The organism is Glycomyces xiaoerkulensis (genome assembly GCF_002798405.1).
GTDB classification, from domain to species: Bacteria; Actinomycetota; Actinomycetes; order Mycobacteriales; family Micromonosporaceae; genus Glycomyces; species Glycomyces xiaoerkulensis.
In genome coordinates this window covers 1-20,456 of the sequence record NZ_PGGV01000018.1, presented here as the reverse complement: position 1 = coordinate 20,456, position 20,456 = coordinate 1, and the positions used below count along the sequence as shown (strand labels likewise).

The window sequence follows — 20,456 nt, the reverse complement described above, 5'->3', positions numbered from 1 at the left end:
GGGCACGCGGCTTGATAGAAATCAACGATGGCTGAAACCGCGAACCCGCCCCGCCCCACCGACGAGGTCGTCGACATCGCCCGCGACCTCATCCGCATCGACACCACCAACACCGGCGATCCCGACACCTCCAAAGGGGAGCGGGCCGCCGCCGAATACGTGGCCGAGAAGCTCGCCGAGGTCGGCCTGGAGCCGACCATCTACGAGTCCCTGCCGGGCCGCGCCACGGTGGCCGCCCGCTATCCGGGCGCCGACCGCGACCGCGGGGCCCTGCTGCTCCACGGCCACCTCGACGTCGTCCCCGCCGAGGCCGGCGAGTGGAGCGTCGACCCGTTCGCCGGAGAGATCATCGACGGCTACCTGTGGGGCCGGGGCGCGGTCGACATGAAGGACTTCGACGCGATGCTGCTGGCGGTCGTCCGCGCCTGGCGGCACGCCGGGAAGGTCCCGCCGCGGGACCTGGTGCTGCTGTTCACCGCCGACGAGGAGGCCGGCTCCGACCATGGCGCCCGCTTCATGGTCGAGCAGCACCGCGAAGTCTTCGAAGGGGTCACCGAAGCGGTCGGCGAGGTCGGCGGTTTCTCGGTGACCCTGAGCAACGACCTGCGCGTCTACGTCGTCCAGACCGCCGAGAAGGGCCTGGACTGGCTGCGGCTGCGCGCCTCCGGCCGCCCCGGGCACGGTTCGATGCTCCACGACGACAACGCCGTCACCCGCCTGTCCCGCGCGGTCGCCGACATCGGACGGCACGAATTCCCGGTCGAGATGACCCCCACCGTCCGCCAGTTCCTGGAGTCGGTCTCGGAGATCACCGGCGTGGAGTTCGACCCCGACGAGCCCGACGAGACGGTCGCCAAGCTCGGCCCGGTCGCGCGGCTGGTCGGGGCCACGCTCCGCAACACCGCCAACCCGACCCGCCTGGAGGCGGGCTACAAGACCAACGTCATCCCCTCCGGCGCCGAGGCCGTGCTCGACTGCCGCTCACTGCCGGGACGCAACGACGAACTGGAGGAGACGCTCCGCGAACTGGCTGGCGAGGGCATCGAATTCGACTACGAGATCCGCCAGCCCGGCATCGAGACCTCGTTCGACGGCCCGCTGGTCGATGCGATGGCCGGGGCCATCCGCATGTCCGACCCGGGCGCGGCGACCGTCCCGTACATGCTCTCGGGCGGCACCGACGGCAAGGCCTTCGCCTCGATCGGCATCCGCTGCTTCGGGTTCGCACCGCTGAAACTGCCGGCCGACCTGGACTTCACCGCCCTGTTCCACGGCATCGACGAGCGGGTCCCGATCGACGGCCTCGAGTTCGGCGTCTCCACCATGCACCGCTTCCTGTCCCAGGTTTAGGAACGGCGACCCTCACCGCTGCGCCGTGACCAGCGCTCGACCGGCCGAGGCGCACTGGGCCGCGTACTCCGCCGGAGGCGAGCCGATCAGGTCCTTGAAGTCGTGCGTGAAATGGGCCTGGTCGGACCAGCCCAGCTCCGCGGCGAGCCTCGCCAGGTCGACCTCGGGATCGGCCGCGAGCCGGTCGGCGGCGTCATGCATCCGGTACCGGCGGATCAGCCATTTCGGGCCCAGCCCGACGTAGGACCGGAACAGCCGCTGGAGCGCCTTGGGCGTCGTGGCGAACCGATCGGCCACCTGGCCGACCCGGGTGATGCCCCGGTCGCCCAGCATCGCCGCCACGATCTCCAGCAGCAGCTCGTAGCGCCGGTCGCGCCGCGGTGGCGTCCGCGCGGTCAGGAACTCCGTGACCACCTCGATCGCCGCCCGGTCGCCCCCGTCCACCACACTCGAGTGCAGGTGGTCGACCTCCGGACCGAACACCGTGCGGGCCGAGACCGTCCAGTCGGCGAAGGAGGCCCACGACCGCCCGGTGAAGGCGACGAAGCCGCCGGGCCGGAACTTGACCCCGAAGACCCGCCCCTCGCCGGAGAGCGGGTGCCGCGAGACGGCCGTCCCCGGGCCGTGGACCTCGGCGCCGAGCACCGGCATGAAACTGAGATTGACGCACGGGTGGGGGATGACCACCGACTCGTACGAGGCGCCCTCGGGAAGCGCCCAGTGGACCGCCCAGAACCGCTCCACGTACGCCCCCAGCCCGCCCTCGACCGGGTATCTGCGCAGGTCGATGTGCTGTGCGGCCTCCTGCGGCCGCAGCACGCCCTTGTCGCTCGCGGTCGGTCCTCCCATGAAGTGAATCCTAGGCCGCGGGTACGTCGCCTTTTTACAAGCGCGCTCGAGGCGTCCCGGCACAGACTGGCCCCATGAGCGAAACCGATGTCGACCCGATCCCCGAGGGATACCACACGATCACGCCGTTCATCGCCTGCAACGAGGCGGCCGGAGCCGTCGACTGGTACCGGCGGGTCTTCGACGCCGAAGTCCTGACCCGCAACGACGGCCCGGACGGCTCGGTCATGCACTGCGAGCTCCGGATCGGCGACTCGATCCTGCAGCTCGGCGACCCGAACCCCGCGTTCGGGCTGGCCGCGCCCGATCCCGAGCAGGCCACGGCCACGCTGGTGCTGTACGTGCCCGACGTCGACGCGGTCTACGCCCGCGCCGTCGAGGCCGGAGCGACCGTCCGCGAGGAACCGGCTGAGTTCCTCACCGGCGACCGCTTCGCCACCGTCGCCGACCCGTTCGGCCGTCGCTGGACGATCATGACCCGCGTCGAGGACGTCTCCCGCGAGGAGGGCGAACGGCGCGTCAACGAATGGATCGCCTCCATGAGCGGCGGTCAGTAGGACTCCGGGTAACCCACCTGCGGCGCCGACACGTCGTCGAGGGCCAGCCGGATCTCCGGGGGCAGGAACAACTGCTCCGCGGCCAGGGACGCCCGAAGCTGCGTAGCGTTGCGCGCGCCCACGATCGCGCCGGCCACCCCCGGTTGGTCCCGCACCCACGCCAGCGCGACCTCGAGGGGACTCACCCCGAGCCCGTCGGCGGCGGTCGCGACCGCCTCCACGATCCCGGCCGACCGCTCGTCCAGATAGGTCTGCGCGAACCGCGCCCACTGCGCCGAGGCCGCCCGCGAGTCCGAGGGCCGCCCGTACCGGTACTTGCCGGTCAGCACCCCGCGCCCCAGCGGCGACCACGCGAGCACGCCCAGCTCCATCGCCAGGCACGCCGGCAGGACCTCCCGCTCGATGCCGCGCTGCAGCAGCGAGTACTCGACCTCCGAGGCGACGACCGGGGTGCGGCCCGGCCAGGCGTGCTGCCACGCGCACGCCCGCGCCGTCTGCCAACCGGTGTGATTGGACACCCCGACGTAGCGGACCTTCCCACTGGTGACGGCCGCGTCCAGAGCCCCCATCGTCTCCTCCAGCGGCGTGTCGGGGTCGTGGACGTGCAGCAGCCACAGGTCGATGTAGTCGGTGCCGAGCCGGCGCAGCGAGTGCTCCAGGGACCGCACCAGCCACCCGCGGGAGGTGTCGCGCTTGCGCTCCGAGCCGTCGGTGCGCACCCCCGCCTTGGTGGCGATCTGGATCTCGCTGCGGGCCACCACTTTGCCGATGAGCTGACCGATCGCGGCCTCGGCCGTGCCCTGCCCGAACACGTCGGCGGTGTCGACCAGCGTTCCGCCGGCCTCCACGAAGGTCTGGAGCTGCGCCGCGGCGTCCTCCAACCCGGCCTCATCGGTGGTCCAGGTCATCGTCCCCAGCCCGAGGGAGGAGACCTCGATGCCGCTGCGTCCAAGTGGTCGGCGTTCCATGACCACACAAGTTACATCGAACGGTCCTCCGAAAGACACGCCCGGGACCGGCGAACGCCTCGGCCGTACGTCCGAGACGATCGCGTCCCATCCGCCTCCGGACCCGGGTCGGCCGACCCGCACCGACCCGCCGGGCGGCGTCAGGTGGATCGCCCGAGCGCTGGGCGGCTAGGCTGTCGGACGGCAAAAGCTGAAGGGAACGCGACTTGGAAATCTGGCAGGCTTTCGTCCTGGGGATCGTCGAAGGACTCACCGAATTCCTCCCGGTCTCCTCCACCGGGCACATCGCCGTGTTCTCGGCCTTCATCGGCCTCGACCCCGCCGCCTCGGAGGTCATCGCCTTCAACGCCGTCATCCAGGGCGGGGCGATCCTGGCGCTCCTGGTCTACTTCTTCGCCGACATCGTCGCGATCGTCAAGGGCTTCTTCGTCGGCCTGTTCGACCGCGATCGCCGCGGCAAGGACTACCGCATGGGCTGGTACGTCATCATCGGCTCGGTCCCGATCGTCATCGTCGGCCTGCTGGTCGAGGACCACATCGACCGCGTGTTCAACCTCTACGCGGTCGGCATCGGCGCCATCGGCTGGTCGTTCGTGATGTGGTTCGCCGAGCACGCCGCCACCCAGCAGCGCAGCGAGGGCCACATCAACCTCAAAGACGCCCTCTTCGTCGGCGGCCTCCAGGTCCTGTCGCTGTTCCCCGGCGTCTCCCGCTCCGGCGCGACCATGACCGCCGGACTCCTGCGCGACCTCGACCGCCCCACCGCGACCCGCTTCGCCTTCTTCCTCGGCATCCCGGCCCTCGTCGGCGCCGGCGTCCTGGAGATGGAGGACGCCGTCGGCGGCGACCTGCCGCTCGGATCCCTCATCGTCGGCATCGTCGTCTCCGCGGTGGTCGCCTACGTCTCGGTCGCCTGGCTGATGAGGTTCGTCGCCGGTCACACGTTCATGCCGTTCGTCTGGTACCGCATCGCCTTCGGCGTGACCGTCATCGGCATCGCCGCCGCCGGCCTCGTCCCCGCATAGCGGCCGAGCGCTGGCCGGGCGCGGCGGCGCGAACTACGATCGCCAGCATGGAATCCTGGACCGCGCCCGACGTACCCACCCTGCCCGGCCACGGCCCCGACCTGCGGCTGCACGACACCTCCAGCGACGCCAAGCGCCCGACCGTCCCGGCCGGCGCCCACAGCGCCGCCATGTACGTGTGCGGGATCACGCCGTACGACGCGACGCACCTGGGGCACGCCGCCACCTTCATCACCTTCGACCTGGTCCACCGGTACTGGCTCGACCAAGGCCTCGAGGTCCGCTCGGTCCAGAACGTCACCGACGTCGACGAACCGCTGTTCGAGCGCGCCGAACGAGACGGCACCGACTGGCAGGTCCTGGGCCTGCGCGAGACCGCCCTCTACCGCGAGGACATGGAATCCCTCCGCGTGCTCCCACCGACCCACTTCGTCGGCGCCGTCGAATCCATACCCGCGATCGGCAAGGCCGTGGCCCAGCTCCTGGAATCCGGCCACGCCTACCGCCACGCCTCCGGCGACATCTACTACGACATCGCCGCCGACCCCGCCTTCGGCTCGGAGTCGAACTACGACCGCGAGACCATGCTCCGCTTCTCCCGCGAACGCGGCGGCGACCCCGATCGCGAAGGCAAGCGCGACGCGCTCGACCCGATCCTGTGGAACACCCCCCGGCCCGGAGAACCGTCCTGGGACTCCCCGGTCGGGCCCGGCCGCCCCGGCTGGCACATCGAATGCGCGGGCATCGCCCTCGAATACCTCGGCGAGACCGTCGACGTCCAGGGCGGCGGCACCGACCTGATCTACCCGCACCACGAGATGTCGGCCGCCCACGCCGAGTCGCTGACCGGCCGCCGGCCCTTCGCCCGCACCTACGTCCACACCGGCATGATCGGCCTCGACGGCGAGAAGATGTCCAAGTCCCTGGGCAACCTCGTGTTCGTCTCCAAGCTCCGCGCCGAAGGGGCCGACCCTGCCTCGGTGCGCCTGGCGGTCCTGGCCGGCCACTACCGCGCCGACCGGCAGTGGAGCGCCGCGCTGCTGGCCGAGGCCGAACTGCGGCTCGGCCGCTGGCGCGAGGCCGTCTCCCGCGAACTGGCCGTACCCGCCGGCGCCATGCTGAACGCCGTCCGCGCCCACCTGGCCGACGATCTGGACACCGCAAGTGCACTGTCCGCAGTCGACCGATGGGCCGCCGAGACCCTTTCCGCTGGTGGCGAGGACCCGTCCGCGCCCGCGCTGGCCCGCGACACGATCGAAGGACTCCTCGGAATAGACTGCTCGCGATTATTGTGCGAATTGTCGAGACTCGGTACGCTCTGGTACTGAGCGTGGCCGACTCCACACGCGCCAGAGGAGTCGCAATTGAAAATCCTGCTGCTGGTGTCGGCCTTCAACGGCCTCACCCAGCGTGTCTGGTGTTCCCTCCGTGAACAGGGGCACGAGGTCGGTGTCGAACTCGCACCGGCCTTCGGCACGCCCGAAGCACTGACCCGAACCGTCGAGCAGACCGACCCCGACCTGATTCTCTGCCCGTTCCTCAAACACCGCGTGCCCGAAGGGGTCTGGCAGCGGTGGACCACCGTCGTCATCCACCCCGGACCGGTGGGCGACCGCGGACCGTCCTCACTCGACCACGCCATCCGCGACCGCAGGCCCCGGTGGGGCGTGACCGCCCTGTCGGCGGTCGAGGAGATGGACGCCGGCCCCGTGTGGGCCACCGCCGCCTTCGAGATGCCCCCGGCGATCTCCAAGAGCGCCCTCTACAACAGTTTGGTGGCCGACGCCGCCCTCGAATGCGTCGACACCACCGTCCGCAAGTTCGCCTCCGGCTCCGGCCCGGTCCCGGCCGCCGAGCACCCGCGCGAGATCCCCGGCACCGGCGAGGCGCCGCTGCTGCGCCGCAAGTCCTTCGAACTCGACTGGAACGCCCCCGCCTCGGAGCTGGAGCGGCTGGTCAACGCCGCCGACGGCGCCCCGGGCGCCCCGGTCGACCTCCGAGGGCGGCCCTACTGCCTCTACGACGCGGCCGCCTCCGACGAACCGCACGACGCCGCACCCGGCACCGTCGTGGGCCGCAACCTCGAAGCGATCGCCGTCGCCTGCGGCCGAGGCGTCCTGTGGTTCGGCTACGCCGCCCGACTCGAACGCAAACGGGGCCCCAAACTCCCCGCCACGATGGTCGTCGACGCCGACGGCGCCCCGTTCCTGCCCGCCCCGGCCGCCCTCGCCGAGACCGCCTACCGGCGCGAAGGCGACATCGGCTACCTGACCGTCCGCTCCTACAACGGCGCCATGCACACCGAGCAGTGCCGCCGCCTCGCCGCCGCGGTCGAGAAGGCACTCACCGAGGACACCCGGCTGCTGGTCCTCACCGGCACCGAGCACACCTTCTCCAACGGCATCCACCTCGGCGTCATCGACGCCGCCCCCGACCCGGCCGCCGAAGCCTGGGCCAACATCTGCGCCATCGACGAGCTCTGCGTGGCCCTGGCCTCGGCCGACCAACTCACCGTCGCCGCCTTCAGCGCCAACGCCGGGGCCGGCGGCGTCATGGCCGGACTGTGCGCCGACATCACCGTCGCCCGCGACGGCGTCGTCCTCAACCCCTACTACGACATGGGCATCTTCGGCTCCGAACTCCACACCTGGTCGGTCGCGAGCCGCATCGGCGAGGGACCGGCCGCCCGGCTCCTGACCGAGAAGCTCCCCGTGTCGGTGCGCCAGGCCGCCCAGAACGGCCTCATCGGCGCCGTCGGCCCCCGCGACTGGTCGGAATTCCAGAGCTGGCTCCGCGCCGTCGCCGCCGGCTACAACGAGCCGATCAGCCGCGGCCGCATGTTCGCCGCCAAGGAGCGCCGCCGCTCGGCGGCCAAGCCCCTCTCGTACTACCAGACCATCGAGCTGGCCGAGATGGCCCGCGACTGCTTCGACGACCGCCACGGCTTCGCGGCCAAACGCCGCGACTTCATCTCCAAGGCCGCCCCGGCCCGGACCCCGGCCAAGCTCCGGTTCTGACCGTCCGTGGCGGCCTCGTTGACAGGTCGCCACGGACCTGGTGAACTGGCTATATGTTCGAAGAAGGGCAATATTTCGCGCCGGTCAACACCGACGCAGACGGATCGGTCGTCGTCGAACTGGGTGAGAACCACCCGGGCTTCGCCGACGCCGGATACCGCGAACGGCGCAACGCCATCGCGGCACTCGCATTGGACTGGGAGCCCGGCCAACCGCTGCCGGTCGTCTCCTACACCGATGCCGAACACGAGATCTGGCGGCTGGTCAGTGCGGAACTGGCCGTCAAGCACCGGCAACTGGCCGCACGCGAATACCTGGAGGGCAGCGACCGCCTCAAACTCCCGGCCGACCACGTTCCGCAACTGGCGGAGGTCTCGCAGATGCTGGAACCGCTCACCGGCTTCAGCTACGTGCCCGCCGCGGGCCTGGTCCCGCTGCGCGAGTTCTACGGGGTGCTCGAGGACGGCAAATTTCACGCCACCCAGTACATCCGGCACCACTCGGTACCGTTCTACACGCCCGAACCGGACGTGATCCACGAGGTCATCGGCCACGCGAACGCCCTGGCCAACGACCGCTACGCGGCGCTCTACCGCGTCGCCGGGGACGCGGCCCGCCGCGTCGAAGGCGACGAGGCGCTGGAATTCGTGTCCCGGGTCTTCTGGTTCACCCTGGAGTTCGGCCTCATCCGCGAATCCGACGGTCTCAAGGCCTACGGCGCCGGCATCCTCTCCTCCTACGGCGAGATCGACGAGTTCCGCGACATGACGATCCTGCCGCTGGACCTCCCGACGATGGGCACCATCGACTACGACATCACCAAATACCAGGACAAACTGTTCGAAGCCGCGTCGATGGACCAGCTCGAGGACGTCGTGGGGGAGTTCTGGGCCCACTGCGACGACGATTCGATCGCCCGCCTCAAGGCGGAGGCCACCGGCTAGTAGAGCTGCTTCTCGTACTCCTCGCCGTAGTACCGGTGCAGCTCCTCCAAGGTCTCGGAGACCGACTGGGTCTCCTTGACCATCTGGGCGTGCGGCGGCAGCGCGTCGGGATCCCACGACTCGGGCCGCCACAGATCGGCTCGCATGAACGACTTGCCGCAGTGGAGGAAGATCGTGTCGATCTCCACCACCAGCGCCAGGATCGGCCGGTGCCCCTTGACGACCATGTCGTCGAAGAAGGGGGCGTCCGCGACGATCCTGGCGCGCCCGTTGATCCGGAGCGTCTCGTTGCGGCCCGGCACCAGCGACAGCAGTCCGACGTGCGGGTTGGACAGCACGTTGTGGTAGCCGTCGACCCGCCGGTTGCCCTTGCGCTCGGGCACGGCGACCGTCGTGTCGTCGAGGACGTGGACGAGCCCGGCCGGGTCGCCCTTGGGTGAGGCGTCGCAGTTGCCGTCGGCGTCGGCGGTGGCGACGACGCAGAACGGGGAGGCCGCCAGCCACTCCCGGTCGCGCCGGTGGAGCCGGGGGCGCTCCTTGGTCGCGGCCCGGGGCTTGACATCGCCGACGATGCGGCGCAGCTCTTCCGGGTCGGCAACAGTGGTCCACTTGCTAGTGTCCGCGTTGTCCATGCTCGTCCCTTCCGGACTGGGGAGTCGGCGCCGATGCTACGCGGTCACGGCTGTCCGGAGCCACCCCGATCCCGTCGCTCGTCGGCGTCCGCGATGCCGTCACGCACGCCCAAGCGCACGACCCAATACAGGAAATAGCAGGCGATCAGGAAGAACAACAGATAAATGAGGGCGGGATAGAGCATCACACCATCGTAGGACGCAGGTTGTGATATTCGCCCGACAGCACGTCCAAACAGTGATACGTGCTTCCCGCCTCCCGGCACGCCCCAGTACCCTGGACGGCGTGTCCGCGCAGAACCGCTTCCTGGAGGCCCTGTCCCGCCGCGTCGTGATCGCCGACGGAGGCATGGGCACCATGCTGCAGTCCTTCGACCCCACCCTGGACGACTACGACGGCTACGAAGGCCTGTCGGACATGCTGTGCCTCACCCGCCCGGACATCGTCCTGGGAATCCACGACGCCTACCTCGCCGCCGGCGCCGACTGCGTCGAGACCAACAGCTTCAACGCCAACTACGGCGGCCTGATCGAATACGGCATCACCGAACGCGCCCGCGAACTGGGCCGCGCCGCCGCCGAGCTGGCCCGCCGCAAGGCCGACGAGTACGCCACGCCCGAACGGCCGCGCTTCGTGCTCGGCTCCATGGGCGGCGGCACCCGCCTGCCGACCCTCGGACACGCCCCCTACGCGACCCTGCGCGACCACTACGCCGAATGCTCGGCCGGGCTGATCGACGGCGGCGCCGACGCCATCCTCGTCGAGACCGCCCAGGACCTCCTGCAGGCCAAGGCCGCCGTCATCGGCGCGGGGCGCGCGAACGCCGAGCTCGGCACGAACGTCCCGGTCATCGCCCAGGTCACCGTCGAGACCACCGGCACCATGCTGGTCGGCGGCGAGATCGGCGCCGCCCTCACGAGCCTGGCCGCCCTGGACATCGACCTCATCGGCCTCAACTGCGCCACCGGCCCGGCCGAGATGACCGAGCACATCCGATACCTCTCGCGCCACTCGCCGGTCCCGATCTCGGTCATGCCCAACGCCGGCCTGCCCCAGCTCGGCACCGACGGCGCGGTCTACCCGCTCACCCCGTCCGAGTTGGCCGACGCCCACGAGGAGTTCGTCACCCGCTACGGGGTCGGCCTGGTCGGCGGCTGCTGCGGCACCACCCCCGAGCACATCCGCGCCGTCCGCGAGCGCCTCGACGGCGCCGAGCCCGCCCCGCGCGAACCGGTCCGCGAGCCGGGCGTGTCCTCCTCCTATCACCACGTCCCCTTCAAGCAGGACGCCACCATCCTCAACGTCGGCGAACGCACCAACGCCAACGGTTCCAAGGCGTTCCGCCAGGCCATGCTCGCCGCCGACTGGGACAGGTGCGTCGAGATCGCCCGCGAGCAGACCCGCGGCGGCTCCCACCTGCTCGACCTGTGCGTCGACTACGTCGGCCGCGACGGCGCCGAGGACATGCGCGTCCTCGCCTCCCGCTTCGCCACCGCCTCGACCCTGCCGATCATGCTCGACTCCACCGAGCCGAACGTCATCGAAGCCGGCCTCGAGGCCCTCGGCGGGCGATGCATCATCAACTCGGTCAACTTCGAAGACGGCGACGGCCCCGACTCCAGGTACCGGCGCGTCATGCCCATCATCGCCGAGCACGGCGCCGGCGTCGTCGCCCTCTGCATCGACGAGGACGGCCAGGCCCGCGACCGCGACTGGAAGGTCCGCGTCGCCACCCGCCTCATCGAGGACCTCACCGGAAACTGGGGCCTGGACATCGAGGACATCTTCGTCGACGCCCTGACCTTCCCCATCTCCACCGGCCAGGAGGAGACCCGCCGCGACGGCATCGAGACCATCGAAGCCATCCGCGAGATCGCCCGCCGCTACCCGGGCGTCAACTTCACCCTCGGCGTCTCCAACATCTCCTTCGGCCTCAACCCCGCCGCCCGCCAGGTCCTCAACTCCGTGTTCCTCAACGAATGCGTCGAAGCCGGGCTGACCAGCGCCATCGTTCACTCCAGCAAGATCCTCCCGATGGCCTCCATCCCCGACGAGCAGCGCGAAGCCGCCCTCGACATGGTCTACGACCGTCGCACCGAGGGCTACGACCCGCTCCAGAAACTCATCGAACTGTTCGACGGCGTCAGCCTCGCCGGCACCAGGGAGGCCCGCGCCGAAGCCCTGGCCGCCCTCCCGCTCGGCGAGCGCCTCTCCCAGCGCATCGTCGACGGCGACAAGGACGGCCTCGGCACCGACCTCGACGCCGCCCTCGCCGAAGGCCGCACCGCCCTCGACATCGTCAACGACCACCTCCTCGAAGGCATGAAGATCGTCGGCGACCGCTTCGGCGCCGGCCAGATGCAACTGCCGTTCGTACTCCAGTCCGCCGAGGTCATGAAAGCCGCCGTCGCCCATCTCGAGCCGCACATGGACAGGACCGACGACGACGGCAAGGGCACCGTCGTCCTGGCCACCGTCCGCGGCGACGTCCACGACATCGGCAAGAACCTGGTCGACATCATCCTGTCCAACAACGGCTACACCGTCGTCAACCTCGGCATCAAACAGCCCATCAACGCCATCCTCGACGCCGCCGAAGAACACGACGCCGACGTCATCGGCATGAGCGGACTCCTGGTCAAATCGACCGTCATCATGAAGGACAACCTCGCCGAGATGATGGCGCGCGGCCTCCACAGCCGCTGGACGGTCCTCCTCGGCGGCGCCGCCCTCACCCGCTCCTACGTCGAAGACGACCTCCGCGGCATGTTCGACGGCGGCGACGTCCACTACGCCCGCGACGCCTTCGAAGGCCTGTCGCTGATGGACCGCGTCATGGCCGCCCGCCGCGGCGAAGGCGGCCCCGTCATCGACTCCGACCGGGCCGAGAAGATCGCCAAGCGACGGGAGCGCCGCGCCCGCCAGGCCACCATGGTCGCCGACACCCTGCCCGACCTGGACGACACCTCGGTCCGCTCCGACGTCGCCACCGACGCCGACCTGCCCACCCCGCCGTTCCACGGCTCCCGCGTGGTCAAGGGCCTCCCGCTCGCCGACTACTCGGCCATGCTCGACGAACGCGCCACCTTCCTCGGCCAATGGGGCCTCAAACCCACGCGCGGCGACGGACCCTCCTACGAAGAACTGGTCGAGACCGAAGGTCGCCCGCGGCTGCGCTACTGGCTCGACCGTCTCGCCACCGACAACGTCCTCGAAGCCAAGGTCGTCTACGGCTACCTGCCGTGCTACTCCGAAGGCAACACCCTCGTCGTCCTCGACGAGAACGGCCACTCCGAGCGGGCCCGCTTCACCTTCCCCAGGCAGCGGCGCGACCGCCGCCTGTGCCTGGCAGACTTCTTCCGCACCAAGGACGGCCAAGAACTCGACGTGCTCGGCCTGCAACTGGTCACCCTCGGCTCCAAGGTCTCCCAATACACCAACGACCTGTTCGAAGCCAACGCCTACCGCGACTACCTCGAAGTCCACGGCCTCACCGTGCAACTCACCGAGGCGCTCGCCGAATACTGGCACCGCCGCATCCGCCGCGAATGGGTCCTGCCCGGCGGATCCACCGTCGCCGACGCCGACCCCGCCGACCTCCAGGGCATCCTCGAGGTCGACTTCCGCGGCTGCCGCTACTCCTTCGGCTACCCCGCCTGCCCCGAGCTGTCCGACCGCGCCACCCTCGTCGACCTCCTCGGCGCCGACCGCATCGGCGTCGAACTGTCCGAAGGCGACCAGCTCCACCCCGAGCAGTCCACCGACGCCATAGTCCTGCACCACCCGGAGGCCAGCTACTTCAACGCCAAATGACCCGACAAGGCACACTGACGCCCATGTCGAACGAACTGGTCGCCTACCTCGGGGTCATGGACGCCGGAAAATCCACCCTCGCGCTGCAGTACCACCACTCCCTCGGCGAAAGCGGAGTGCTCTACACCTCGATGGACCGCAGCGGCGAGGGCGTCATCTCCAGCCGTATCGGACTCAGCCACAAAGCCCGAGAAGTCACCCCCGACCTCGACGTCTACGACGACCTGGCCGAGATCCGCCCGCCCTACGTCGTGGTCGACGAAGTCCAGTTCCTCACCGCCCCCAAACAGATCAACCACCTCGCCGACGCCGTCGACGGACTCGACCTCGACGTGTACGCCTTCGGCCTCAAGACCGACTTCCTCGGCCGACTCTTCCCCGCCTCCCAACGCCTGATCGAACTGGCCGACCGCGTCGAAGAACTCCCGGTGCGCGTCAACTGCTGGTGCGGCGAACGCGGCACCCACAACGCCCGCGTCCGAGACGGCGTCATGGTCTTCTCCGGCGACGTGGTCGAGATCGGCGACATGGACAGCTACACCGTCCTGTGCCGCCGCCACCACCGCGCCGGACTCGCCTGATCTGTGAGCCGCCTCGCGACAGTCCGGTAAACCGACCGGCCGCACCGGTCCCCGCCGTACCGTTGCAGACGTGACCCGATTTCCACACGCCGTGCTCTTCGACATGGACGGCACCCTCGTCGACTCCGAGCCCCGCTGGGACATCGCCCTCCACGAACTCGCGCGCCTGCTCGGCGGGGACCTCGCCCCCGAAGTGCGCGCCCGAATGGTCGGCACCAACGAAGGCGCCTCGGTGGTCCTGCTCCTCGAAAGCCTCGACCAGCCCCTCGAAAAAGCCCCCGAATACCAGGCCTGGGTGCGCCGGCGGATGCGCGAACTGTTCGGCGAAGGAGTCCCCTGGAAACCCGGCGCACGCGAGCTGCTCACCGAGGTACGCACCGCGGGCCTGCCCACCGCCCTGGTCACCTCGACTCCGCGCGAACTGACCGACATCATCCTCGACCAACTCGGCCACGAGAACTTCGACGTCACCATCTGCGGCGACGAGGTCGAACACAAGAAACCCGACCCGGAGCCCTACCTGACCACCGCCGACAAGCTCGGGGTCGACATCGACCGCTGCGTGGTCCTCGAAGACTCCGTCACCGGAGTCAGCTCGGCGCTGGCCGCCGGCGCGGTCACCCTCGCCATCCCCAGCGAAGTCACGCTCCCCGGCGACCTCCAGGTCCGGACTCTCGAGTCCCTGTCCGGCATCGACCTCGCCTACCTGCGCGGCCTCACCGCCTGACCCCGAGCGCCGCCCTGGGTCAGACCTCCCGGCCCGACCCCAGCAGCCGCAACTTGTCGAAATCGTCGGTCCCCGGCGACGCCGTCAGCGTCACCAGCATCTGACCGCTGCCGTCGGCGACCCGGAACTGCTCCTTGTGCAGCGTCAGCGGCCCCACGATCGGATGCTCGAACCTCATCGTGCCGACGTAGGAATCCTTCACCTCGGCCCGCGCCCACAGCTCGCTGAACGACCGGTGCCGGACCGACAGTTCGCCGATCAGCGCCGCCAACTCCTTGTCCTCGGAGAACAGCGCCGCGACCTTCCGCAACTGCGCCACCGCCTCCGCCGCGCACGTCTCCCACGCAGGGAAGAACGGCCGCGAATCGTCGTCGAACAGCAGCTTCGCCAGATTCGCCCGCCGCGACACCGGCCACCCCAGCGGCTCGTACAGCGCCCGCGACGCCTCGTTCGCGACCAGCACCTCCATGCGGTGGTTCTGCAGCAGCGCCGGAAACCCGTCGATCGCCTGCAGCATCGTCCGCAACTCCGGCCGGACCTCGGCGGAAGGATGATCGGGCTCCAACCGCGTGTAGCCCGCCAACCGGTGCAGATGCTCCCGGGTGGTCTCATCCAGCCGCAATGCCCGGGCGACCGCGTCCAGCACCTGATCGGACGGCCGCTTCGCACGACCCTGCTCCAAACGGGTGTAGTAGTCGACGCTCACCCCGGCCAGCAGCGCCAGCTCCTCGCGCCGCAACCCCGGCACCCGCCGCCGCGAATCACCGGGCAGACCCACCTCCGCCGGGTGTACCCGCGCCCGGCGCGCCTGCAGGAACTTGCCCAGATCGGCGACGTCCTCGAGCCGATGGATCTCTACCGCCTCGGGTTCCATGCGGACCACCTCCGCCCGCAAGTATTCCGCCCTGTAGCGCGAAGTGCCCAGCCCTGTCAGTCCTAGGAACGAACGACCCCGGGTCGAACAGGCGTCTGGCTACCGGAGTCGAACCGCACCAACATGGAACCCATGCACGTTCACATCGTCTACGCACACCCGTCGACCGGTTCGCTCAACGCCGCACTCCGCGACGAGGCGATCCGCACGCTCGAAGCCCGGGGACACAGCACCACCCTCAGCGACCTCTACGCGATGAAGTGGAAGCCCGTGGCCGACTACGACGATCTCGGACCGGTCACGGACGAAAACTTCATGGAGGCCTCCGGCGAGGCCCACCGGTCCGGCACGCTGTCGGACGACATCCGCCGGGAGCAGCAGTTGCTCCTGGACGCAGACGCGGTGATCCTCCAGTTCCCGCTGTGGTGGTTCACCATGCCGGCCATCATGAAGGGCTGGGTCGACCGGGTCCTGACCAACGGCTTCGGCTACGGCACCGTACGCGGCTGGCGTCGCTACGGCGAAGGCGTGCTGGCCGGCAAGCACGGCCTGGCCATCGTGACCACCGGCGCCGCCGAGGCCCACATGTCCGACCGCGGCATCAACGGCAGCATCGACGACCTGCTCTTCCCGATCAACCACGGCATCTTCTTCTACACCGGGATGGACGCGCTGCCGCCGGTCCACATCGCCGGCGCGGTCCGGCTCGACGAGGACGGCTACCGAGCGGGGGTGGAGCGCCTGCGGCGGCGCCTCGAGGCGCTGGAGGAGACCGAGCCGATCGCCTATCGCGCCCAGCGCGGCGGCGACTACGACGAGCATCGCCGCCTCAAACCGGGCTTGGAGCGCCCCGGCGCCTCGGGCTTCGACCTGCACATCGCCTAGGCGAACGAAAGCCGGAGCGGTCCGATGACCGCTCCGGCCTTCGCATGCCGGTTGTTGCGAGGGCCTACCGGTACCGCCCCCGGTACTCGGCTACGCCTCGAACGGGAACTTGTCGGCGAACGCCGGCTTCAGGTCGTCGACCCAGACCGCGTTCTCGTCGAACTTCGCGAAGAACGGGCGGCCGACGATCTCCGGGTCCCGAGCCTGGAGCATGCGCAGCGCGAAGACCTTCTCGCCGTTGATCTCGGTGACGCCGTCGACCGTGACCTTGCCGGGCGTGGCCGACATCGACGGGCCGCGGACGGTCCTGCACAGGCCCGACACCCGGCTGAACCCGTCCCGGTAGATCTCCCAGGCCCGCCACAGCGGCACCGAGAAGTAGTCCTGCGGGCCCGTGTCGCGCTCGACGAACATGTAGTAGGGGATCATCCCCATCTTGTGCTGGGTCCGCCACATGTCGGCCCACTGGTCGGCGTCGTCGTTGATGGTGCGGATCAGCGGCGCCTGCGTCCGGATGGTGGCCCCGGTCGCCTGGATGCGGCGGACCGCCTCCTGGACGATCTCGGGCTCGAGCTCCTTGTGGTGGGAGAAGTGGGCCATGAACGCCAGGTCCCGTCCCGATTTGACGACCTCCTCGAACAGCCGGAGCGTGGCGTCGGCGTCCGGGTCGGTGACGAATCGCTGCGGCCAGTAGGCCAGCGCCTTCGATCCGATCCGAATCGACTCCACGTGGTCCAACTCCAGCAGCGGGTCGATGTAGCGGCGGAGCACCGTCTCGCCCATGATCATGGGGTCGCCGCCGGTCAGCAGGATGCTGCTCACCTCCGGGTGGCGGGCCACGTAGCCGGTCATCTCGTCGACGTCGTTGTTGGCGATCTTGAGGTCGTCGAGGCCCACGAACTGCGCCCACCGGAAACAGTAGGTGCAGTAGGCGTGGCAGGTCTGCCCCTGTTGGGGGAAGAACAGCACCGTCTCCTTGTACTTGTGCTGCAGTCCCTGGACGACGTCCTCGCCGGCCTTGGGGATGTTGAGTTGGATCTGCCCAGCGGGGTGGGGATTGAGCTTGTACCGGATCTGATTGGCCGCGGTCGTGATCTCCTGTTTCGAAGCGCCCTGCGTCAGCAGCTCGGCGATGTGATCGACATCGTCGGCCGGCAGCATGTCCTCCTGCGGGAAGACCAGCCTGAACATCGGGTCGTCGAACGCGTTGTCCCAGTCGATGAGCTCATCGACGACGTAGGTGTTGGTGCGGAACGGCAGCACCGACGCCACCGCCCTCGTCCGGAGCCGCTGCTCCTCGGTCATGCGCGCGCGCTTCAGCAACTCGTCGAGGTGACGGATGGTGTAGGCGCGGAATCGCCGACCGGCGCTCTCGGGAGTAGTCACGACGAACTCGACCTCCTCTACGGTGTGAGTTTTTCAAGCTGGGCAGACAGGCATAGTTACAAACATGTGCGCGAAACCAACATCCACCGCGTCGGTCCGCAAGCTGGACCACATGCGGAGACCGACTTCATGACCCGGAGGTCACGAATGGTGCACCTGCTGCCTTCGCGCACAGTGTGTGTCCGGTATGAAGTTTTAGAGTAATTCTCGACCCTAGCTCAGGTTGACCTCAACCGTGATCGGCACCGACTTGAGCGCCTGGCTGACGGGGCAGCCTTCCTTGGCGCCGTCGGCGACCTTGTTGAACTCGTCGGCGTCGATCCCCGGCACGCTGGCGCGGACGGTCAGAGCGATTCCGGTGATGCCGGTGCCCGGCGTGAAGTCGACTGCGGCCTCCGAGACGATCTCATCCGGCGTGTATCCGGCCTTGCCCAGCGCGCCCGACAGCGCCATGGAGAAGCAGGAGGCGTGAGCGGCGGCGATGAGCTCCTCGGGGCTCGTCTTGCCCTCGGGCTCATTCGCACGGGACGCCCACGTCACGTCGGTGTCCGGCAGACCGGATGAAACGAAGCTGGTGACTCCGCCCCCTCCCTGGAGGTCGCCGGTCCAACGAGTGGTTGCGTTGCGAGTGACTGACATGCCTTCTCCTCTGAATCGCGCAGTTGCTAGTGCTCGCAGGCTAACAGCCGAACCTGGACGCGAACGATCGTCCGCGCCGCCGGCCGGGCATGCGCGCCGGTCGTGGGAATCCGGCGAGCGGCTTGATGTCTGCGCAGCTCACGGGTATCGTGGAAGGCAAGACGTACCCCCCTGGTTTGCACCCCTTCAGGGGTGTGTATATTTGTCTCTGCCCGCGGGGAACGGGACAGCCGGAGAGGCTGGCCCGGAGATCAAGGCGGAGATACGCGACAGATCGCAAGAGCGCTGGCGCGGTCCGTGGATCGAAGCGCGGGAATCACCTGAGACTTGATAGAGGCTCGGCTGGCTGTTGCCAAGGTTACGTTTCCTGGGTTAGACGGTGCAGGGCAGAGCTGCTAATTTAGTCGGGTTGCTCCGGCCAAGGCCGATCTGAGTAGTTTCAGTATCGCTTGGTTGTGGCGTGTTGTTTGAGAACTCAACAGGGTGTTTGGATGGTCAGCGTGCGGGCTGGCTGGGCTGTTCCTGGTGTTGTGCTGGGGGTGGTTTGGTTGGTTTGTTTGACTGTCTTTTCCTTTTGGAATCGGTCAGGTCTGCTTCGATGCATGCTTTGATGCTGGCTGCTGCTGCGGTTGTGGTGGTGGTTGGTGTTGTTTGGTTTTGGTTGGAGAGTTTGATCCTGGCTCAGGACGAACGCTGGCGGCGTGCTTCACACATGCAAGTCGAACGGAAAGGCCTGCCTTTGGGTGGGTACTCGAGTGGCGAACGGGTGAGTAACACGTGGGTGACCTGTCCCTGGCTCTGGGATAACCGTTGGAAACGGCGGCTAATACCGGATGTGACTGCTGGATGCATGTTCAGTGGTGGAAAGCTTTGGCGGCTGGGGTGGGGCTCGCGGCCTATCAGCTGGTTGGTGGGGTGATGGCCTACCAAGGCGGTGACGGGTAGCCGGCCTGAGAGGGCGGTCGGTCACATTGGGACTGAGATACGGCCCAGACTCCTACGGGAGGCAGCAGTGGGGAATTTTGCACAATGGGCGGAAGCCTGATGCAGCGACGCCGCGTGAGGGATGACGGCTTTCGGGTTGTAAACCTCTTTTGTTCGCGACGAAGCCGGTCGTGTTCGGTCGGTGACGGTAGTGTTCGAATAAGCGCCGGCTAACTACGTGCCAGCAGCCGCGGTAAGACGTAGGGCGCGAGCGTTGTCCGGATTTATTGGGCGTAAAGGGCTCGTAGGCGGCTCGTCGCGTCTGTCGTGAAAAGCCATGGCTTAACTGTGGTCGTGCGGTGGATACGGGCGGGCTTGAGGCAAGTAGGGGAGACTGGAATTCTACGTGTAGCGGTGAAATGCGCAGATATGTGGAGGAACACCGGTGGCGAAGGCGGGTCTCTGGGCTTGTGCTGACGCTGAGGAGCGAAAGCGTGGGGAGCGAACAGGATTAGATACCCTGGTAGTCCATGCTGTAAACGGTGGGCGCTAGGTGTGGGGGCACGTTTGTGGTCTCTGTGCCGTAGCTAACGCATTAAGCGCCCCGCCTGGGGAGTACGGCCGCAAGGCTAAAACTCAAAGGAATTGACGGGGGCCCGCACAAGCGGCGGAGCATGCGGATTAATTCGATGCAACGCGAAGAACCTTACCTGGGTTTGACATCACCCCGATGGCTGTGGAGACGCAGTGTCCTTCGGGCGGGGTGACAGGTGGTGCATGGCTGTCGTCAGCTCGTGTCGTGAGATGTTGGGTTAAGTCCCGCAACGAGCGCAACCCTTGCCCCATGTTGCCAGCACGTAGTGGTGGGGACTCGTGGGGGACTGCCGGGGTTAACTCGGAGGAAGGTGGGGATGAGGTCAAGTCATCATGCCCCTTATGTCCAGGGCTTCACGCATGCTACATTGGCCGGTACAGCGGGTGGCGATACCGTGAGGTGGAGCGAATCTCTGTAAAGCCGGTCGTGGTTCGGATTCGAGTCTGCAACTCGGCTCGATGAAGGTGGAGTCGCTAGTAATCGCAGATCAGCAACGCTGCGGTGAATGCGTTCCCGGGCCTTGTACACACCGCCCGTCACGTCATGAAAGTTGGCAACACCCGAAGCCTGCGGCCCAACCGCTTTGTGCGGGGGGAGTGGTCGAAGGTGGGGCTGGCGATTAGGACGAAGTCGTAACAAGGTAGCCGTACCGGAAGGTGCGGCTGGATCACCTCCTTTCTAAGGAGTCC

The 20,456-nt window shown here is 68.3% G+C and carries 17 protein-coding genes and 1 rRNA gene; 11 read left to right on the top strand and 7 right to left on the bottom strand.

What is annotated here, in order from left to right:
- The first annotated feature begins 27 nt into the window (after nucleotides 1-27).
- Nucleotides 28-1,350 (top strand): M20/M25/M40 family metallo-hydrolase, encoded by a 1,323-nt coding sequence (locus tag CUT39_RS08010; RefSeq protein ID WP_100445457.1) that lies wholly within the window; start codon nucleotides 28-30, stop codon nucleotides 1,348-1,350.
- A 12-nt stretch (nucleotides 1,351-1,362) separates the two neighbouring features.
- Here the strand turns inward: CUT39_RS08010 and CUT39_RS08005 are convergent, their stop codons facing one another.
- On the bottom strand, nucleotides 1,363-2,199 hold the full coding sequence (locus CUT39_RS08005) for an AraC family transcriptional regulator (RefSeq protein ID WP_100445456.1): 837 nt from the start codon (nucleotides 2,197-2,199) through the stop codon (nucleotides 1,363-1,365).
- Nucleotides 2,200-2,273: 74 nt separating this feature from the next.
- On the opposite strand from CUT39_RS08005, the gene CUT39_RS08000 reads away from it, so the two are divergent.
- Nucleotides 2,274-2,756: a VOC family protein gene (locus tag CUT39_RS08000; protein ID WP_100445455.1), complete on the top strand. Its 483-nt coding sequence runs from the start codon at nucleotides 2,274-2,276 to the stop codon at nucleotides 2,754-2,756.
- Here CUT39_RS08000 and CUT39_RS07995 read toward each other — a convergent pair.
- Nucleotides 2,750-3,724 (bottom strand): aldo/keto reductase, encoded by a 975-nt coding sequence (locus tag CUT39_RS07995; RefSeq protein ID WP_100445454.1) that lies wholly within the window; start codon nucleotides 3,722-3,724, stop codon nucleotides 2,750-2,752. The genes CUT39_RS08000 and CUT39_RS07995 overlap by 7 nt on opposite strands.
- Nucleotides 3,725-3,930: 206 nt before the next feature.
- Here CUT39_RS07995 and CUT39_RS07990 point away from each other — a divergent pair, with 206 nt between their 5' ends.
- The 4 genes from CUT39_RS07990 to CUT39_RS07975 are packed head-to-tail and all read left to right on the top strand — an operon-like array spanning nucleotide 3,931 to nucleotide 8,710.
- Entirely contained in the window at nucleotides 3,931-4,749 is an 819-nt protein-coding gene (locus tag CUT39_RS07990; RefSeq protein WP_100445453.1) for an undecaprenyl-diphosphate phosphatase, read from the top strand.
- Nucleotides 4,750-4,796: 47 nt separating this feature from the next.
- Nucleotides 4,797-6,077 (top strand): cysteine--1-D-myo-inosityl 2-amino-2-deoxy-alpha-D-glucopyranoside ligase, encoded by a 1,281-nt coding sequence (gene mshC, locus CUT39_RS07985; protein WP_100445452.1) that lies wholly within the window; start codon nucleotides 4,797-4,799, stop codon nucleotides 6,075-6,077.
- 36 nt (nucleotides 6,078-6,113) lie between these two features.
- Nucleotides 6,114-7,766 carry an enoyl-CoA hydratase-related protein gene (locus CUT39_RS07980; RefSeq protein ID WP_100445451.1) on the top strand — a complete coding sequence of 551 codons (1,653 nt, stop codon included), beginning with the start codon at nucleotides 6,114-6,116 and terminating at the stop codon, nucleotides 7,764-7,766.
- 53 nt (nucleotides 7,767-7,819) lie between these two features.
- Entirely contained in the window at nucleotides 7,820-8,710 is an 891-nt protein-coding gene (locus tag CUT39_RS07975; protein ID WP_100445450.1) for a phenylalanine 4-monooxygenase, read from the top strand.
- On the opposite strand, the gene CUT39_RS07970 is transcribed toward CUT39_RS07975, so the two are convergent.
- Both CUT39_RS07970 and CUT39_RS20695 read right to left on the bottom strand, forming a co-directional pair.
- Complete coding sequence (locus CUT39_RS07970) at nucleotides 8,707-9,342, bottom strand: pyridoxamine 5'-phosphate oxidase family protein (RefSeq protein ID WP_100445449.1); 636 nt, start codon at nucleotides 9,340-9,342, stop codon at nucleotides 8,707-8,709. The genes CUT39_RS07975 and CUT39_RS07970 overlap by 4 nt on opposite strands.
- A gap of 44 nt (nucleotides 9,343-9,386) precedes the next feature.
- Nucleotides 9,387-9,527 (bottom strand): hypothetical protein, encoded by a 141-nt coding sequence (locus CUT39_RS20695; protein WP_198586962.1) that lies wholly within the window; start codon nucleotides 9,525-9,527, stop codon nucleotides 9,387-9,389.
- Between the two features lie 101 nt (nucleotides 9,528-9,628).
- Between CUT39_RS20695 and metH the strand changes: the two genes are divergently transcribed.
- The 3 genes from metH (at nucleotide 9,629) to CUT39_RS07955 (ending at nucleotide 14,464) form a co-directional block, all read left to right on the top strand.
- Nucleotides 9,629-13,156 carry a methionine synthase gene (gene metH, locus CUT39_RS07965; protein ID WP_100445448.1) on the top strand — a complete coding sequence of 1,176 codons (3,528 nt, stop codon included), beginning with the start codon at nucleotides 9,629-9,631 and terminating at the stop codon, nucleotides 13,154-13,156.
- A gap of 23 nt (nucleotides 13,157-13,179) precedes the next feature.
- Nucleotides 13,180-13,737 (top strand): thymidine kinase, encoded by a 558-nt coding sequence (locus CUT39_RS07960; protein ID WP_100445447.1) that lies wholly within the window; start codon nucleotides 13,180-13,182, stop codon nucleotides 13,735-13,737.
- 91 nt (nucleotides 13,738-13,828) lie between these two features.
- Nucleotides 13,829-14,464, top strand: a complete 636-nt coding sequence (locus CUT39_RS07955; RefSeq protein WP_408611122.1) for an HAD family hydrolase — start codon at nucleotides 13,829-13,831, stop codon at nucleotides 14,462-14,464.
- A 19-nt stretch (nucleotides 14,465-14,483) separates the two neighbouring features.
- Here CUT39_RS07955 and CUT39_RS07950 read toward each other — a convergent pair whose 3' ends face one another.
- Nucleotides 14,484-15,338: a helix-turn-helix transcriptional regulator gene (locus CUT39_RS07950; RefSeq protein WP_100445446.1), complete on the bottom strand. Its 855-nt coding sequence runs from the start codon at nucleotides 15,336-15,338 to the stop codon at nucleotides 14,484-14,486.
- 132 nt (nucleotides 15,339-15,470) lie between these two features.
- Between CUT39_RS07950 and CUT39_RS07945 the strand changes: the two genes are divergently transcribed.
- Complete coding sequence (locus tag CUT39_RS07945) at nucleotides 15,471-16,223, top strand: NAD(P)H-dependent oxidoreductase (protein ID WP_100445494.1); 753 nt, start codon at nucleotides 15,471-15,473, stop codon at nucleotides 16,221-16,223.
- Nucleotides 16,224-16,313: 90 nt separating this feature from the next.
- Here CUT39_RS07945 and CUT39_RS07940 read toward each other — a convergent pair whose 3' ends face one another.
- Together CUT39_RS07940 and CUT39_RS07935 are read right to left on the bottom strand one after the other, a co-directional pair.
- Complete coding sequence (locus CUT39_RS07940) at nucleotides 16,314-17,609, bottom strand: KamA family radical SAM protein (RefSeq protein ID WP_100445445.1); 1,296 nt, start codon at nucleotides 17,607-17,609, stop codon at nucleotides 16,314-16,316.
- 213 nt (nucleotides 17,610-17,822) lie between these two features.
- Nucleotides 17,823-18,248 (bottom strand): OsmC family peroxiredoxin, encoded by a 426-nt coding sequence (locus CUT39_RS07935; protein ID WP_100445444.1) that lies wholly within the window; start codon nucleotides 18,246-18,248, stop codon nucleotides 17,823-17,825.
- Nucleotides 18,249-18,906: 658 nt separating this feature from the next.
- Between CUT39_RS07935 and CUT39_RS07930 the strand changes: the two genes are divergently transcribed.
- Nucleotides 18,907-20,445 (top strand): 16S ribosomal RNA (locus tag CUT39_RS07930).
- The last annotated feature ends 11 nt before the right edge of the window (nucleotides 20,446-20,456 follow it).